Origin of the sequence: Methanolobus sp. (genome assembly GCF_016278385.1) — an archaeon.
GTDB lineage: Archaea > Halobacteriota > Methanosarcinia > Methanosarcinales > Methanosarcinaceae > Methanolobus.
In genome coordinates this window covers 39,342-54,668 of sequence record NZ_JADQBY010000008.1, presented here as the reverse complement: position 1 = coordinate 54,668, position 15,327 = coordinate 39,342, and the positions used below count along the sequence as shown (strand labels likewise).

21 protein-coding genes and 1 tRNA gene are annotated in these 15,327 nt (G+C 42.4%); 11 read left to right on the top strand and 11 right to left on the bottom strand.

What is annotated here, in order from left to right; all coding sequences use genetic code 11:
- Window position 1: 1 nt before the first annotated feature.
- From dph2 to cofD, 6 genes are all read right to left on the bottom strand, one after another.
- Window positions 2-997 (bottom strand): diphthamide biosynthesis enzyme Dph2, encoded by a 996-nt coding sequence (dph2, locus tag QZZ23_RS03850; RefSeq protein WP_292466973.1) that lies wholly within the window; start codon window positions 995-997, stop codon window positions 2-4.
- Window positions 990-1,553 (bottom strand): hypoxanthine/guanine phosphoribosyltransferase, encoded by a 564-nt coding sequence (gene hpt, locus QZZ23_RS03845; RefSeq protein ID WP_292466971.1) that lies wholly within the window; start codon window positions 1,551-1,553, stop codon window positions 990-992. Before hpt ends, dph2 begins: the two co-directional genes overlap by 8 nt.
- Window positions 1,554-1,613: 60 nt before the next feature.
- Entirely contained in the window at window positions 1,614-3,188 is a 1,575-nt protein-coding gene (locus QZZ23_RS03840) for a VWA domain-containing protein (protein ID WP_292466969.1), read from the bottom strand.
- A 9-nt stretch (window positions 3,189-3,197) separates the two neighbouring features.
- A complete protein-coding gene (locus QZZ23_RS03835; RefSeq protein ID WP_292466967.1) occupies window positions 3,198-4,322 on the bottom strand; it encodes an ATP-binding protein in 1,125 nt (374 codons plus the stop codon).
- Window positions 4,323-4,379: 57 nt separating this feature from the next.
- Window positions 4,380-4,787, bottom strand: coding sequence for a hypothetical protein (locus QZZ23_RS03830; RefSeq protein ID WP_292466965.1), 408 nt, complete (start codon window positions 4,785-4,787; stop codon window positions 4,380-4,382).
- 151 nt (window positions 4,788-4,938) lie between these two features.
- Window positions 4,939-5,859, bottom strand: a complete 921-nt coding sequence (cofD, locus tag QZZ23_RS03825; protein WP_292466963.1) for a 2-phospho-L-lactate transferase — start codon at window positions 5,857-5,859, stop codon at window positions 4,939-4,941.
- A 57-nt stretch (window positions 5,860-5,916) separates the two neighbouring features.
- Between cofD and QZZ23_RS03820 the strand changes: the two genes are divergently transcribed.
- The 9 genes from QZZ23_RS03820 to crcB (QZZ23_RS03780) all read left to right on the top strand — a co-directional run bounded on the left by QZZ23_RS03820 (window position 5,917) and on the right by crcB (QZZ23_RS03780) (window position 10,841).
- Window positions 5,917-7,119 (top strand): HD domain-containing protein, encoded by a 1,203-nt coding sequence (locus QZZ23_RS03820; protein ID WP_292466961.1) that lies wholly within the window; start codon window positions 5,917-5,919, stop codon window positions 7,117-7,119.
- A gap of 28 nt (window positions 7,120-7,147) precedes the next feature.
- The gene (locus tag QZZ23_RS03815) at window positions 7,148-7,480 is read left to right on the top strand and encodes a hypothetical protein (protein ID WP_292466959.1); all 333 of its coding nucleotides are present in this window, start codon (window positions 7,148-7,150) and stop codon (window positions 7,478-7,480) included.
- Complete coding sequence (locus QZZ23_RS03810) at window positions 7,480-8,031, top strand: UbiX family flavin prenyltransferase (RefSeq protein ID WP_292466957.1); 552 nt, start codon at window positions 7,480-7,482, stop codon at window positions 8,029-8,031. Before QZZ23_RS03815 ends, QZZ23_RS03810 begins: the two co-directional genes overlap by 1 nt.
- Window positions 8,032-8,072: 41 nt before the next feature.
- Entirely contained in the window at window positions 8,073-8,321 is a 249-nt protein-coding gene (locus QZZ23_RS03805) for an ABC transporter permease (RefSeq protein ID WP_292466955.1), read from the top strand.
- A gap of 115 nt (window positions 8,322-8,436) precedes the next feature.
- A tRNA-Pro gene (locus QZZ23_RS03800) sits at window positions 8,437-8,514 on the top strand.
- A gap of 105 nt (window positions 8,515-8,619) precedes the next feature.
- A complete protein-coding gene (locus QZZ23_RS03795) occupies window positions 8,620-8,901 on the top strand; it encodes a ubiquitin-like small modifier protein 1 (RefSeq protein ID WP_292466953.1) in 282 nt (93 codons plus the stop codon).
- Between the two features lie 18 nt (window positions 8,902-8,919).
- Window positions 8,920-10,104: a molybdopterin molybdotransferase MoeA gene (locus tag QZZ23_RS03790; RefSeq protein WP_292466951.1), complete on the top strand. Its 1,185-nt coding sequence runs from the start codon at window positions 8,920-8,922 to the stop codon at window positions 10,102-10,104.
- Window positions 10,097-10,498, top strand: a complete 402-nt coding sequence (crcB, locus tag QZZ23_RS03785) for a fluoride efflux transporter CrcB (protein ID WP_292466949.1) — start codon at window positions 10,097-10,099, stop codon at window positions 10,496-10,498. The genes QZZ23_RS03790 and crcB (QZZ23_RS03785) overlap by 8 nt, the downstream gene beginning before the upstream one ends.
- Window positions 10,461-10,841 carry a fluoride efflux transporter CrcB gene (crcB, locus tag QZZ23_RS03780; protein WP_292467197.1) on the top strand — a complete coding sequence of 127 codons (381 nt, stop codon included), beginning with the start codon at window positions 10,461-10,463 and terminating at the stop codon, window positions 10,839-10,841. The genes crcB (QZZ23_RS03785) and crcB (QZZ23_RS03780) overlap by 38 nt, the downstream gene beginning before the upstream one ends.
- A gap of 44 nt (window positions 10,842-10,885) precedes the next feature.
- Here the strand turns inward: crcB (QZZ23_RS03780) and QZZ23_RS03775 are convergent, their stop codons facing one another.
- Window positions 10,886-11,446 carry a cytochrome c biogenesis protein CcdA gene (locus QZZ23_RS03775; RefSeq protein ID WP_292467195.1) on the bottom strand — a complete coding sequence of 187 codons (561 nt, stop codon included), beginning with the start codon at window positions 11,444-11,446 and terminating at the stop codon, window positions 10,886-10,888.
- A gap of 31 nt (window positions 11,447-11,477) precedes the next feature.
- Complete coding sequence (locus QZZ23_RS03770; protein ID WP_292466948.1) at window positions 11,478-11,903, bottom strand: hypothetical protein; 426 nt, start codon at window positions 11,901-11,903, stop codon at window positions 11,478-11,480.
- A 141-nt stretch (window positions 11,904-12,044) separates the two neighbouring features.
- Here QZZ23_RS03770 and QZZ23_RS03765 point away from each other — a divergent pair, with 141 nt between their 5' ends.
- Entirely contained in the window at window positions 12,045-12,383 is a 339-nt protein-coding gene (locus QZZ23_RS03765; RefSeq protein ID WP_292466946.1) for a DUF190 domain-containing protein, read from the top strand.
- Here QZZ23_RS03765 and QZZ23_RS03760 read toward each other — a convergent pair.
- From QZZ23_RS03760 to QZZ23_RS03750, 3 genes are all read right to left on the bottom strand, one after another.
- Complete coding sequence (locus tag QZZ23_RS03760; protein ID WP_292466945.1) at window positions 12,374-12,634, bottom strand: YhbY family RNA-binding protein; 261 nt, start codon at window positions 12,632-12,634, stop codon at window positions 12,374-12,376. The two genes, QZZ23_RS03765 and QZZ23_RS03760, sit on opposite strands and share 10 nt — an antisense overlap.
- Window positions 12,635-12,761: 127 nt before the next feature.
- The gene (locus QZZ23_RS03755; protein WP_292466944.1) at window positions 12,762-13,460 is read right to left on the bottom strand and encodes a recombinase RecA; all 699 of its coding nucleotides are present in this window, start codon (window positions 13,458-13,460) and stop codon (window positions 12,762-12,764) included.
- Window positions 13,461-13,636: 176 nt separating this feature from the next.
- Window positions 13,637-14,176, bottom strand: coding sequence for a molybdenum cofactor biosynthesis protein B (locus QZZ23_RS03750; RefSeq protein WP_292466943.1), 540 nt, complete (start codon window positions 14,174-14,176; stop codon window positions 13,637-13,639).
- Between the two features lie 47 nt (window positions 14,177-14,223).
- On the opposite strand from QZZ23_RS03750, the gene QZZ23_RS03745 reads away from it, so the two are divergent.
- Window positions 14,224-15,282 carry a DUF1786 domain-containing protein gene (locus QZZ23_RS03745; RefSeq protein WP_292466941.1) on the top strand — a complete coding sequence of 353 codons (1,059 nt, stop codon included), beginning with the start codon at window positions 14,224-14,226 and terminating at the stop codon, window positions 15,280-15,282.
- Window positions 15,283-15,327: the final 45 nt, after the last annotated feature.

Sequence of the window (15,327 nt, the reverse complement as noted above, 5' to 3'; positions counted from 1 at the left end):
ATCACTCACCTGCTATCTCATCAAAATAAAGGTCTTCCCATTCCCTTTCACCAAGAACTATTTCAAACTCCAGAGGAGTAAGCATTGGCGCATTGAACCTTCCAACCTCATCCACTGCAATCCTGGGACATGCAGTGTTCACAAATGCATCCATCTTAAACTGTAACAACTGATCCGGAGTCACAAGGTCCATAGTGAGAATATAAGCATCTTTACCGTGTTTTTTTGCCATCTTCTTTAGTTCCTCAGCAAGCTTCATACGCTCCTGACCGGGCTTTGATGATACAACAATACCAAATGATTCAGCATCAAGTGATTTTGCAATTACAGCACTTCTTTGCCTTAGTACCTTGGAACTGTCTGCTTCACGAAGCTCATTGACGAAAGGATCTGCAATAAGAACATGTTTTTTAGTTGCCAGGGAAACACCAAGAGGATGGAACTGTCCGCTCCCAATATAGAGGTACTCATCACAATCCTCATTCCTTGCGGCGGAGAAATTACATCCAAGCACCTGACCGGGGTATGCTATCTTGCTGTCACCAGTGCATATCACACAATCCTTACCATGTTCTTTCAGAACCAAAGACGCATCTTTCAGCTTGTGAACATGCTGAACTGTGGTTATAAGACCTATCTTCTGTCCCTTAAGTTCAGGTACAGCAAGTTCTACAACAGCTTTCACATCCACATCCGACCGTGTCTCAATAAAATAAACCTTCCTTGAGAGCGCATTGTCATCAAGAGGTGCATGTCCGAAGTGGAACAGAACCTCAACGTTGTCCACTAGCGCAACGTCAATATCACACGCCCCAAAACATGGATTTCCTGATATGAGTACAGTGACACCAGTCTCATCCTCTATCTTGGAACCAATACCGGGAGATCTTCTTTTGAATCCTTCCGGGAACTGTAACCCAATAACCTTTGCACCAGTATCCTTCACAATAGTGATAATGCGATCGATTTGGAAATCAAATGCTTCGCCTTCACTCATGAGCAGCCTCTATAGAAACACCTTTTTCAGTTACATCAATACGGACCAGGGTTTTTACATCAATACCCTCATCTTTTAATCTTGAAACACCGTCACCACGCTCAATAATGACAATCGTATCCACGATAACAGCACCAATGCCTTCAAGAGCATTTATGAGTGCTACAAGAGTGCCACCCGTACTTACCACATCATCCACTATAAGCACTCTGTCGCCTTTCATGACATTATTTACGTAGAGTTCACCTTTTGAGTAACCAGTCTCCTGGGAAAGTTTGACCTCACCTTCCAGCTCATATGGCCTTTTCCTGATAATTGAAAAGGGAACTCCGGTCTTTATTGAAAGTGCTGTGGCAAGAGGAATACCCATGGCCTCTATAGCAAGTATTTTGTCAAAATCCTGATTGACCATTCCCATTATATGACTAGTTATCTCCTCAAGCAGCGCAGGTTCAAGCTGAGGAACCCCATCTGATATAGGATGAATAAAATAATGATAATCGCCTCTGTGCACTATCGGTGCATTCAACAGGGATTTATGAAGCATCTCTAACATAATTACCGCCTTACTACCTGCCAATATATAAAAGCAGACCGTTGGAGAAAAACTCCACGGTCATATCGCAATAAAAGCAGTCTTTATATCACGTTCCTGTTTTATGACAGAATACAGAGCTTCCTTACTCAGTGATTTGGGATGATAATAGTTTCCATTGCTATGCAAGGCAACCTCTTTGGCAAGGTTGGAACCAATGTCACTTATATCTACTACGAGAATATTGACATGGTGATCTGAGATCTGTTTACATATCTGTATTACCTCTCTTCTTATGTTACCCCCCAGATGAAGAGGAGAGTTTGCAGTCCCATCAGTAACAAGTATCATTATAGGCACAGCTGATGGCTCTTTCTTGACTTCCCTGACAAGGGTATCCAGCCCTATAAGTAAACCTGAAGCCATAGGAGTTGTACCTCCAAATGGCACATTCTCAAGATAACGCTTTGCAGCTTCCACCGATGATGTGAACGGCAATACAAGTTCACCGGACCGGCCATTGTATGTTACAAGTGAGACCCTGTCCCTGCGCTGGTAAGCATCCTTTAACAGGGCAAGGACTACACTTGTTGTAATCTGTACTTTTTCGTGCTCATCCATTGAGCCGGATGTATCAAAAACAATATTGATAAGACTGGAGATACGCCTTCTCCTTACTTTTTCCCTGATATCACTCTTTTTGATCTCTATCTTTCCGTCCTTTGCATGATGTGCTGCCGCACGAACCGTGGGAGCAATGGCAATATCTGTGATCTTTTCACCAGGTATTCTGTACCTGACATAACGACCACGTTTGCTCTTGGTAAGTACCTCTGCACGCCGTCCTGATTTCAACCGGCCTACGGCAAGTCTTTTTTTTTGAGAATTGCGGGCAAAGTCATTGAGTATCTTGCCAACGGTCTTGTCATTTTTAAGATCTTCAAACAACTTATCAGATGCTGACTTTCCACGAGATGAATCAACATTTAATTCATCTTCCAGTTCATCATGACCAAGAATCGGAACATAATCCCTTGGAGCTAACTCTACACATATTTCCGACTCATAAAGGCAAACCTGGGATGGAGATACAGAAGCACGTTCTTCCAATTTAACAGGACGTAGTGCCTCAAACATGACGTCTCCAACCTGTTCATCAGTATCGTCAGCCTCCGGCTCCAATAAACCTGCAAAGGCCGATATTTCGAAGTCTTCTTCAGAAGAAAAAGCATTAGTAACCGGTGCAAAAGCATCTTCGGGAATCATATCGGCCACTAAAGAACGATCAGGCTCTGCAACTTCATCCGGTAGCACGATAGCGGCATCATAAGATCCGTTGTCCTGCGTGTTTTTAATAACAGAGGAAAGTGCAGAATCAGGCACCCCGATAATAGGTCCAAAAAAAGTATCCGAATCAATTACAAGGTGGTCAGAATCTGCAATGATATACACATCCTCGATCTCTGAAGGCCTTATCTGCTCCATATTTGAATACAACTGCTCATATAGGATCTCAGTATCTTCCTTTGAGAATTCAGAAACAGAGTTGCGTGGGATACGCAACCCGAGCAGAGGACCACCTATATACATCACTTTTATGCCATAGTAGCGAGGAAGATTCCTCCGCAGGCGCTGAACAAGTTCACTCTCGCTCATCCTGCACCCCTATCGTACTTTTCCGTCTACAACGGCCCTGAGCTGATCCACACTGAACTCTTCCTCTTCAAAAGGCTTCTTGCGCATCCTGTGAGGCAGGACCATTTCTGATGCTTCTATGATATCATCATTGGTGATACGTTCCCTGCCTTCATATGCCGCATTTGTACGGGCCGCACGCTCGATCATAATATCTGCACGGTGCCCGTCTACATTAAAAGCGATACAGATTTCGGCAATTGTACGCAGATTTTCCCTTGTAGTGGATACCCTTGGAAGTAACTGCATAGCTTTTATGATTTTAGAACGGAGCTTATCTTGTTCAGCTTCAAATTCACGTATGAATTGTTTTGGGTCGTCATTGAACCTGTTCCGTCTTTCTACGATCTCAATGCGCTGTTCAACATCATAGATACCTGTAACTTCAACCTGTAGTGCTATCCTATCAAGCAATTGTGGACGAAGTTCCCCTTCTTCAGGATTCATACTACCCACAATAATGAAATCAGCTGGATGACTGACACTTACACCTTCACGCTCAACTGTGTTCACGCTCATGGCGGCTGCGTCAAGAAGTGCGTCAACTACGAAATCATCAAGCAGGTTGATCTCATCAACATAAAGAATACCGCGGTTTGCCTGGGCAAGAATACCCGGATCAAATGCCTGTACACCCTGACGGACTGCCTTTTCAATATCCAGACTGCCTACAACCCTGTCTTCAGTTGCGCCTACAGGGAGATCTACCACCTTCTTCTGGCGTTTTATCACACGAAGTGTGCCTTTTCTTTTTTTCTCTATGCATTCCCAGCAGAATTTCTCCTGATCACCTGGATCACAATTGAACTTACATCCTTCTACTACCTCGATGTCAGGTAATATTTCTGCCAGACCCCTCACAGCAGTTGATTTTGCCGTACCTTTCTGACCTCGTATAAGAACACCACCAATCGAAGGATTAATTGTGTTCAATATGAGTGCCCTGAGCATTTTTTCCTGCCCGACAATGGCAGCTATTGGATAAAGTACCCTTTCTGTCCTTGTGGCCTTGCGGGAAATCTCCTCAAGGTATTGTGAAGGTCCTTCCACGGTTTTTGGAACTTCTTTTATTGTTCCTGTGATACTTGAACTCATATTATCGCCTTTTCCAGCATTAATTATTATCAGTTGTAATTGTAGTTGCACTTAAATTTACAGATACCTAAGAATTATCGCAGAAATTAGAGCAAGGAACAAGAGTACAAGCCCTCCAACGAAAAAAGCAAACACTATTCTGACGTGTACTTTTTTTTCCGGATTCTTTGCGAGTCCGTTAAGCTCATACAAAGAGAATGAAGAACTCATCAGGAAAAGCATAGATGATAGCAGCAGTAACGAACCTGCTACGAGGATGTATTCTGCCGTCCATGTGAGTGCCTTTGCATTCAGTAGATCAAGAAAAAAGTCTTTCCCATGCCTCACATAGGAAGCTGTGATCCATAGCATAGTGTAAGCAATTTCTGCAGCACCCATTATTACCGAGCACAACGCAGTTGTCATAAGCGTGACCATCATTCCTATATCAGGAATGTCAATATCTATTTTCCATTCATCACCCACAATTTCACCTTGAGAGTCTGTTTTGTATGTACCCTGATTTAATATGCAGAATTACAGAATATATGTGTTAAAATAATAAAAATATACCCATTAAAATATGTAGCGGTGCATGAGGGATAAAATAGAAAAACTGAGAAAATTATGTACACTTTTACATATTTCTGAATATATCACGTATTATCCCTGATAATTCGCTGCTTATATCCACAGACTTCATCAAAGTATCAGCTTGGGACACACTACAATCATATTTATGGAATTTTTGTTCATCGACCACATCACGTTCATCGATTATCATGTGGTCAAGAAAATCAGAATAATATGAAGCAACTCCACAGGATGAAACTTCAATTCCCCTTGCGGTCATTAATTTACCAGCAGGTCCGCTAACCGGCTCATTTCCGATTATAGGACTTACACCTATGACTTTTTTATTTTTGAGAATATCTCGCATGCCCGGAAGTTCAATGATAGGACCAATGCTTGTAATGGGATTACTGGGACCAATCAGCACCTCATCTTCATTCTCAAGTGCCTCCAGTACAGCAGGAGATATTGAAGCTTTTTCAATGCCTTCCTGACGGACCTCAAGAACCTCTGGTTCCCCACGTTTTCCAACCCAGAAATCCTGGAAGTGCATTTTTCCTTCCGGAGTAATTACCATAGAAGAAACTGGATCATCAGACATTGGTAACACTTTTGCATTTACTTCAAAATATCTACAAAGCTGATTTGTGGCTTCTGTAAGTGTATGCCCATTTCTGATAAGGTCTGAACGCATTATGTGGGTTGCGCGATCAATGTCACCAAGCATCATGACCTCATTATGCCCTACTGCCTTCATTGCCTCATGGGTACGATAGGTGTCTTCTTTTACACCCCACCAGCGTGAACTGTCCAACCTGCCTGATAAAAGGTAGAGTACAGTGTCGATGTCAGGAGTGATAAGGTTGCCTGATAGCCATATATCCTCTGCTGTATTAACAACAACAGTGAGGTCTTTCTCCGGAAATACTTCACGAAGACCATTCAATAATTTGGGAGTTCCAGTACCACCTGATAAAATAATCATGTTCTTCCTCGTCCTGTTATCGGAATATCATTATAAGATGAAGCGTATTTAAAATATATGAAAGTCATCCGTGATCCGATTCATGGTTATATAGAACTTGATCCACTCACGCTATCAATTATAGATTCACCACAGGTTCAGCGTTTAAGAAGAATAAGCCAGCTTGGGCTTTCAAATCTTGTATACCCGGGGGCAAACCATTCCCGTTTTGAACATTCCCTTGGTGTAATGCACCTGGCAACCATGCTCACAAATAAAATAGATTCAATCTCTGATGATGAAAAAGAAGAACTGAGAATTGCAGCTCTTCTTCATGATATTGGACACGGTCCGTTCTCACATGTTACCGAAGGACTTACAAAACATTATACAAGAAAGCGGCATGAGGATGTCCGGGATATATTGAGAGCAGGTGAACTCGGAGAAGTGCTTAATGAAAATGGTTTAAACCCTGCCAGTATTGAGAACCATATCCAGGGAAAGACAGACCTTGGCAAGATACTCAACAGTGAGATAGATGTGGACAGGATGGACTATCTTGTAAGAGATTCGCATTATACAGGAGTAGCATTTGGTCTTGTAGACCACGTAAGGCTCATTAACGAGATGAAGTTCTATGAGAACAAACTTGTTGTCACTGCCGGCGGTGTGAAAGCAGCTGAATCACTTCTGGTGTCAAGGTTCCTGATGCATCCGTCTGTTTATTACCATCACGTTTCAAGGATAGCAGAAACAATGTTCATAAGGGCCGTTGACGATTTGATTCAAAAGGAAGCACTTAACCCCTTTGACCTTAGGAAAATGAACGATTCCAGAGTATTTGAAATGATCCGCAATGATGACGGTTACGCCGGAGAACTTGCACAACGACTGGACAATAGAAAACTGTATAAGCGAGCACTATACGTCGGGTTTGACGAAGTTGGGGAGGGAGTACTCAGACATCGAAGGAACATCAAGAGAGTTGAAGCGGAAATAGCGGAGGATGTGGGAATTGAAGCGGAAAGCGTGCTTATAGACATACCAAAGAGCCCGGAAATTGCAGAAATGAAGGCATTGGTAAAGATTAATCACAGGATGGTACGGCTGGATGAAGCTTCAAATATTGTTGCAACCCTTGAGCAGGCACATTTTGATAACTGGAAGATGGGCGTCTACACACCAAAGGAACACAGAGAAGATGTTGCTAAGGCAGCCAGGAATTTCTTTGACACCAAGAAGGTAACAAAACAGTTCCGTCTAACCGAAATAGAGGGATAGGATGCACTATATCAAAAAAAATACAAACATGATAAGTCTTACACTTGACTGGAAAAAAGAGGGCGATGACTACATTGCCTGTCTGACAGGTGGAGATGCACATGTTGGAGCAGTGGCAGTAGGGTTTTACGATAAGGCGTCAGGCAGAGCATCATCATCTGTGATCACAACCCCGGGACACAGGGAAACTGAAATTGCGGCACTTGGTGCGAATGTTATGAGCGAGAACTGTAAATCGACATCCGTATTTATCGTTGGTATTCATCTGGACAATATCACTAAAGATGAAATAGAAGAAATCGTCTCTGTTTCAGAGGAAATGATCCATGAGCTGTCAGTCATAATTCAGGAGGGAGTCTAATGGAAATTGTAATAGGAATCAGCGGAGCATCCGGCTCTGCGTACGGGATAAGGTTACTGGAAATACTATCGCAGACAGACATTCGGACACACCTGGTCATTACAAAAGCTGCAAAACAGATAATAGAGATTGAAACGGACTATGATGTCGGTTATGTGGAAGGACTAGCGGATGCAGTATACGATGAAAATGACTTCACGGCACCCATTGCAAGCGGTTCCCACAGATTCGACGGGATGATTGTGGCACCCTGCAGTATGAAAACACTCGGAGAGATCGCAGGTGGTATGTCAGATAACCTGCTTGGGAGGGTTGCCGATGTCTGCCTGAAAGAGAGAAGAAAACTTGTTCTGATGCCCCGTGAAACACCTCTTAACCAGATACATCTGGAGAACATGCTCAGACTTCAAAGAGCTGGTGGGATAATACTTCCTGCAAGCCCCGGCTTCTACTCCAGACCACAGACAATTGATGATCTGGTTAATTCCATGGCCGGACGTGCCCTTGACCTGATGGGAATTGATAACGACGTGTACAAACGCTGGGAGTGAGATGAACCGTTCAGGAATTCGATTCTGCCGAAGGTTTCCAGATGATGACCTTCATCACGTTTCCAACTATTATGACCAGCACGGCATTCTACCCCATGGAGAATATGCCCGGATGGCTTAGCATCCCCGTCCACCTCAATCCCCTGATATACGGTGTGGAAGCTTTTAGGTGGATGCTGCTTGAAGCACCTGATGTGCCTATTGCCCTATCCCTGACAGTCATCACGGCTTTTGCCCTGATAATGATGGGAATTGGGAGCTGGACTTTTGATAGAGCAGGTGACCAGTGACAAAAAACATGTTTTTTTCGGAATTTATCTTCGTTTTTGTACATGGCATACTCGTCCTCACGAAACCTATTTATACAATATATGCTATTTGAGAGCTACCCTTCTGAATCTGATTGGGATAGTAGGGTAGCTTGGTCCATCCTCGAGCGTTTGGGACGCTTGGACTGCGGTTCAAATCCGCGCTATCCCACCAGAACTTTTTAATTGTTGTTTATTACTGTTTTATGACTATCAGTGCATACTATCTCATTCTGACATGGATTAGTTTTATAACATATCCGTATGGAATAATGTCCCCATGGCAAACGTTAAAGTGAAACTCTTTGCAAACTTAAGAGAGATTGCACAAACTTCTTCATTATCATTAACAGGGGATACTGTAAAGAAAGTTCTGCTTTCCCTTACAGAACAATATCCATCCTTGAATGAACTTATATTTGAAACAGGTGAAGAGCTGAAACTTTGTGGTTACATTAATGTGTTCCTTAACGGGAACAACATCAAACACATGGAAGGGCTTGATACGATCCTGAGTGACGGTGATGAGATGGGAGTATTCCCCCCGGTTTCAGGCGGATAATTTTAAGGTGGTTCCGGAATGTTATTCAGAGAACGTACAGACGTTGGAAAAGCAAAAGAGATGTTTCTTGCCGAAATAAAAGGTATGGAAAAGACAGAACTGCTTCCTGCGACATCATCCATTGGCAGAGTGCTCTCAACAAGCATACTCGCACCTCGTAATGTACCTCATTATCGCCGTTCTGCAATGGATGGCTTTGCAGTCAGGTCTGTGGACCTCATGGGTGCATCACCTACGAACCCCGTGATGCTACAGGTAACAGATGAAGTTATTGAAGGCACATGTGCCCCGGTAAATACAGGAGATTGCGTTCCTGACGATGCAGATGCCGTGCTTATGATGGAAGATACGATATCCATTGGAGATATGATCGAGATCAGAGCGCAGGTTCACCCTGGCAAGAACGTTGGAGAGATCGGAGAGGATGTAAGGAAGAATGAGATTATATTCAATAAAAGCCATCTTCTCAGGCCATGCGATATTGCAGTGCTTGCATCACTTGGAATCAATAACGTAAAAGTATACGCAAAACCCATTGTTGCCATAATACCTACCGGTAAAGACCTCCTGCCATTACCAGGAGATGATGTCCCGCCACCAGGTAAGACACTTGACATCAACAGCCTCATGATAGGAGAGTATGTGAAGAAATGGGGCGGAATTGCACGATACTGTGATATTGTCCCGGAAGACAAACAACTCATAGAGGACATAATAAAAGCGAATCTTGACACTGATATGATTGTTGTGTCCGGCGGAACTTCCGTGGGAGATAAGGATTATGTACCTGCGGTTGTTGAGAAACTTGGAAAGAAATTAGTCCACGGCGTTGGACTCAGCCCTGGAAAGCCCACTGCTCTTGGTGTTGCAGACAATGTGCCAATCCTCTGTATGCCAGGATACCCTGCTGCCGGCCTTGTAGCACTTTTTGCATTTGGGAAGTCTGCGCTGCGCAAGGCAGGAAACATTCCAGACATACCCGAAACCACAATAAGAGCCACCCTGAGTGGCAAAATTATGTCCAGAGAAGGATACGTCAGTTATGCAAGAGTAATCCTTGACGGAGATATCGCCCGGCCACTAATGACAGCAGGTGCTGGCATATTGAGCTCCATCGCAAAATCAGACGGGTTTGTAATAATCCCTGAGAACGTGGAAGGATACGAAGAAGGAAGCAAAGTGGACGTTGTGCTGATTGAATAGTGATTTTTCCATAGACCAGGCCCTTGAACTCTTTACCATAGGAGCAGGAGGATTCTTCGGGGCAATTTCAAGATTCCTTGTAGCAGGGCTTTTCGGGCCAGCCTCAGGTACTCTTGTTGTCAATGTACTTGGAAGCATACTGCTTGGTTTTCTGATGTATAACTCCGAGTACCTTGGATACGTATCTCCCAGAACACGTCTGTTCTTTGGCATCGGTTTTTTGGGGTCGTTAACTACATTTTCCACATTTACAGTCCAGACATTCCAGATGCCATTTATTGAAGCTGCGTCCAACATCCTCGCAAATCTTATCCTGACCCTTGCAGGAGTTTTCACTGGAAGAGGATTTGTTGTTTATTTGCTCAGAAGGAGGGAAGGCAGCAGTGGTCTTTGAAATTCTGCTTGTGGGAACCGGGGGATTTCTCGGGGCAATACTCAGGTACCTGGTATCCGGTGCGATTCCAAGAGTTAATGAAATTCCTGCCGGAACCCTCACTGTGAACGGCATAGGCAGTTTTGTACTGGCAGCAATGACTTTCTCATCAATTGATGGTAGCCTCAGGTATTTTGTCAGCATTGGAATGCTGGGATCTTTTACTACTTTTTCAACTTTTGCGTATGAAAGCTTCAAGCTGCTGGAAGAAGGAGAGAACAATTATTTCCTGTTGAATATCATTCTTAATGTAGTTGTGTGCCTGTGTGCAGCAGCTCTGGCATACCAGATATTTAGCCTATAAACATTGCCAGGTAATCGTTAAGGCTACGATTTACCAGCACACATTCAGATAATATTGAAATTCAGCAAGACAGCCAGCAGTATCAGAATTATACCTGTAATTAACCGAACCTCCGCACGTCTTTTTTCCCTGAAATTGTTGACTTTTCCAGGATCAACCCCAAAAGCAAGGAGAGCTCCAATAATCAATATTGGCAACACTACACCCAGATTGTAGAGTGCCAGATACATAACTCCACCCAACATGTCATCACCTGTTATGAGCATTTCAAGGATCATAAGGTAAACTGCACCCACACATGGAGCTTTGACAAGTGAAAAAATGCTTCCACCTGCAAAAGATAGTATCAATATATTCTTTCCTTCTGCCTTACCCATGAACTCAACAAAAGACCGTGGTGTTTTGAAAGACGACTTTGAATGCTTTTTAATGTAGTATGCATCATAAAGATGCCACAACCCAAGCAGAGCTACCAGTATAACCATCAATGTTGTGATTATTGTACGAATATTCGGGAAGTAACTGATAGTGTTCAGTATACCGAATCCTACGACCATATAGGTCACAAATATGCCTGCACAAAAACCCAATGTCAGCAAAAGCATTAAAGTCAAAATAATTCTGCCAGGTAGTAATTTAGTGGCAGACGGTCGATGAACAGGTTTCCTTATCATATTCGCTTTCAGAAATGTATTTTGTACTTACTTCAAAAAGCTCGCCTGTGCTTCCAGAAACATATCCTTCTATTACAAGCAGGGGTTTTATGTTTGAACATGCACAGCTACGTTCCATAATCTCAACCTTCCATACTCCCTCTTCTGATGTGTTGCCATTAGGAGATGCACCGACAAGTGTTGTGACTGTAACTCTCCAGTCCTCTACAAGGAAGTAGGAAGAATAATATTCAGATGCATTAGGGTTACTCAAAACTACATCTAATGCATCAGATTCACTTATACTGGGACTGTCAGAACCAGAACCATACAGCACGTATGCGCCAACAATACCCGCACACACCACAACCACCAGTGCTGCAAATATTATGGCTTTGCTTTTCTCCATGAGTACTATGAATCTCGTTTATGCTATAAATTTTGCTAAATAGAATATACACACAAAAACCATGAGAACCTTGCTATTTATAGTCAGAAAACAAATGTGACATATCGAATTAAAACTACGGATTAACAGAGGAAACAGGTCATGAGAACATTGCTTTTAAGGATATATCTTAGCGAGAACGATAAGTACAAAGGTAAAACCGCACACCACGCCGTCATAGAATTCCTGAAAGATGAGGGGATAGCAGGGGCCACGGTTCACCATTGCATAGAAGGATATGGAGTCCATCAAAAGATACATACTGCAAGCGTCCTCAGGCTAGGAACAGACCTCCCGGTGATCGTACAAGCAGTGGACAAAGAAGAAAAAATACGAAACCTTATTCCCAAACTCAAAGAAATACTACCAACTGAACTTATGATTGTTCAGGAAGTAGAAATCGTTTCAGGAGAAGGCTTTAAAGAAACAAATCACCTATAAAGCACTACTGTACTTCCCCTTACATCAATAAGAGTCGTCTTTGTTGCCTCTGCAAGTTTTTCTGCAGATATTTTGATATCTTCACCTTCAGCACTTGTCTTTAACATCTTTATTTTGACAAGACGATTTACCTTGACCTGTTTTTTAATTTCTTCCAATACAGATTCAGTCATTCCGTTCTTTCCGATATTGATAAGTGGTTTAATTTTAGTGGCTTCAGTTCTTAACTGATATAACTTTTCTTTTTCCATTATGATACACCTGATAAATAGTTCAATATAAATTATTCAATTATAAGATAGTATAAAAAGCATGTACTCCAAAAATACAAAATGAGCAATATACCGGAAATTCACTTCCTCAGCATATGGAAAAACATTATGTTTTCTTTAGGGATATCTCCGTCCCGTCAATACTATATTCAAACCATGGAGTAGGTTTTGATGTTAGGCCAACTATCCTTATCGCATAGGCATCTCCTACGGCCTTGATCTCGATCATCCCATCAAAAAGCTGCTTCAGCGTGGCTATAGTCTGCACATCATGCATCTCATCTTCCACAACATAAAGTCCAAACCCATTAGCTGCCTTCACACGCCCTGTGAAAACATGAAGAAAACGGAATACAGTCTGTATATTAGAATACATGAGAATGGTAGACAACGAATTAATACACAAATGTATTTTTTCCTTCTGCCTTCTTACCAGCATTTCTTCAAAAAACTGACTGATTTTGACCCCAATACCGGTGAGATCTACAGGACTTGCGGCCCTTTTTATCATCTCGGTGTCAGCTGCCCCCAGACCAAGAGTCTTGGTTACGCAGTCAACTATACCAATATCAGCATTTGAGATATCCATGCCATTATCTTCGAACCATCCAAGCACACGCTCACCGGGTTCACGCGTTGAAACTATGATGGCTGAATCTTCAGAAGTTTGGCTATTAAATAGAATTGCGTCCAACAGTTCATCTTTTCGGCTCATAGGAGGACCTATCATCATTAGATTAGTTCCTTCCCGGATGCCGCCAAGCAGTTCATCCAGTTCCTTAATGCCTAAAGAATACCCGGACATGATTCCCTCTTCATTGGGATTCTATATAGGATTTGCCCCTAACTACATGCTGATTTTCATCTAGAGTGCTACCGACTATATAGTGGACCCCATACAATATATAAATATTAACATATATAAAAGTGCCTTTTGACACAGTTTAATTAAATAAAATATACCATATAAACCTGTTTTGGTTACTGACGAGCATGTTTCACAAGATGACCAGCCTCAGGAAGGATAATTTCAGTTAATGCCAGCTCAACAGCTGAAGGTGAACCCGGAAGACAGAATATTATCTTACCCCTCAACAAACCTGCTGCTGCACGTGTGAGAATAACCGAGCTACCTATCTGTTCTATGCTTTTATAACGAAACAGTTCACCAAATCCTGGAATGTCTTTTTCAAATAAAGGAACCAGAGATTCTATGCTTACATCCTTTGAGGCAAGACCTGTGCCACCACTTGTAACAATAATGTCAGCATCCGATTCAATCGCGCGGTGTACAGAACCTTGAATTAAAGAAGACTCATCAGGAACCAACTCATATTTAGAAACATTATGCCCCCTGGAAATAACTAGATCGTACATCATTTTTCCGGAACCGTCCTCTGCATCATCCGGTGATGAAACGTTACCATATTCCTCATACCTGGAAGTAGAAACGGTGATCAGGTAAAAGGAGTAAGACTTTTCTGAATCTTTTTTATGCTCTCTGGTTGATGGACTGCTCATACGAAGTATTTATACCAGAATAAGTATAAGAATCACGCGATATAAGCATGAAAATACTTGCCATAGATGTTGGTACCGGTACTCAGGACATACTGCTGTACGATACGGAAAGAGAAGTTGAGAACAGTCTTGTAATGATAATGCCGTCTCCAACTCTTATTGTTGCTGACATGATTAAAAAAGCAACCATTCGGGAACAGGACATATTTCTAAAAGGAGATGTTATGGGCGGGGGACCTTCTGTAAAGGCCATTAGAGCCCATATTGAAAAAGGTTACAAAGTATATGCTACTGAAAAAGCAGCTCTTACAATAAAGGACGATCTTGAAAGAGTCAGAGCAATGGGCATCGACCTAATAGAGGAAACGTGTATTGTTCCTGACGAGTCGGAAATAATCATTTTACAGGACATAGACCTGGATGCAATAACCAGGGCACTGGAGAGCTTTGGAGTTGAGATGCCAGATCAAATTGCAATAGCTGTTCAGGATCACGGGAACTCTCCAGACATCAGTAATCGTATTTACAGATTCAAAATCTTTGAAAGGCTTATAGATGAAGGCGGCGACTTCGACAAGTTCGCATATAGTGACAATACTATTCCAGAAGAATTCACCCGTATGGAATCAGTATCAAGGACACTTATAAGCAAAGATACCACTATAATGGATACAGGCCCTTCCGCCATATTTGGCGCACTTCTTGACCCTGAAGCTATACAGCCCTCTATTGTTGTGAATATAGGCAACGGTCACACCCTTGCAGCAATTGTTGACAATAATAGGATTGTTGCCCTTTTTGAGCATCATACATCATCCCTTGACGGGAAAAAGCTACAACAGTACATCAATGATTTTGCCTCGGGAAAACTTGGATTTGACGACATATTCAATGATGGAGGACATGGATGTTACATAAAAGAGACACCTGGACAGGATTTCATCATGTCTATAATGGTCACAGGACCCAGGCGCAACATATTACAGAATATGAAAAAGGAAGATATGGACCAGAATATCTGGAAAAAACTGCATTTTGCCGCACCTTTTGGAAATATGATGCTTTCAGGTTGTTACGGACTGTTGACACCACATTTAAAGAAATAAATAAGAACCGGCGATAAGACTTATAAACTCCAAGGTAGTATGAGG

Coding starts and splice junctions, on each gene's coding strand:
- QZZ23_RS03840 (WP_292466969.1), bottom strand. CDS start 3,188: ATGAGCGAGAGTGAACTTGTTCAGCGCCTGCGGAGGAATCTTCCTCGC.
- QZZ23_RS03790 (WP_292466951.1), top strand. CDS start 8,920: ATGTTATTCAGAGAACGTACAGACGTTGGAAAAGCAAAAGAGATGTTT.
- dph2 (WP_292466973.1), bottom strand. CDS start 997: ATGAGTGAAGGCGAAGCATTTGATTTCCAAATCGATCGCATTATCACT.
- QZZ23_RS03755 (WP_292466944.1), bottom strand. CDS start 13,460: ATGTCCGGGTATTCTTTAGGCATTAAGGAACTGGATGAACTGCTTGGC.
- hpt (WP_292466971.1), bottom strand. CDS start 1,553: ATGTTAGAGATGCTTCATAAATCCCTGTTGAATGCACCGATAGTGCAC.
- QZZ23_RS03760 (WP_292466945.1), bottom strand. CDS start 12,634: ATGGAAAAAGAAAAGTTATATCAGTTAAGAACTGAAGCCACTAAAATT.
- QZZ23_RS03810 (WP_292466957.1), top strand. CDS start 7,480: ATGGAAATTGTAATAGGAATCAGCGGAGCATCCGGCTCTGCGTACGGG.
- QZZ23_RS03745 (WP_292466941.1), top strand. CDS start 14,224: ATGAAAATACTTGCCATAGATGTTGGTACCGGTACTCAGGACATACTG.
- QZZ23_RS03770 (WP_292466948.1), bottom strand. CDS start 11,903: ATGGAGAAAAGCAAAGCCATAATATTTGCAGCACTGGTGGTTGTGGTG.
- QZZ23_RS03765 (WP_292466946.1), top strand. CDS start 12,045: ATGAGAACATTGCTTTTAAGGATATATCTTAGCGAGAACGATAAGTAC.
- QZZ23_RS03815 (WP_292466959.1), top strand. CDS start 7,148: ATGATAAGTCTTACACTTGACTGGAAAAAAGAGGGCGATGACTACATT.
- cofD (WP_292466963.1), bottom strand. CDS start 5,859: ATGATTATTTTATCAGGTGGTACTGGAACTCCCAAATTATTGAATGGT.
- QZZ23_RS03805 (WP_292466955.1), top strand. CDS start 8,073: ATGATGACCTTCATCACGTTTCCAACTATTATGACCAGCACGGCATTC.
- QZZ23_RS03750 (WP_292466943.1), bottom strand. CDS start 14,176: ATGAGCAGTCCATCAACCAGAGAGCATAAAAAAGATTCAGAAAAGTCT.
- QZZ23_RS03835 (WP_292466967.1), bottom strand. CDS start 4,322: ATGAGTTCAAGTATCACAGGAACAATAAAAGAAGTTCCAAAAACCGTG.
- QZZ23_RS03775 (WP_292467195.1), bottom strand. CDS start 11,446: ATGCTTTTGCTGACATTGGGTTTTTGTGCAGGCATATTTGTGACCTAT.
- QZZ23_RS03820 (WP_292466961.1), top strand. CDS start 5,917: ATGAAAGTCATCCGTGATCCGATTCATGGTTATATAGAACTTGATCCA.
- QZZ23_RS03795 (WP_292466953.1), top strand. CDS start 8,620: ATGGCAAACGTTAAAGTGAAACTCTTTGCAAACTTAAGAGAGATTGCA.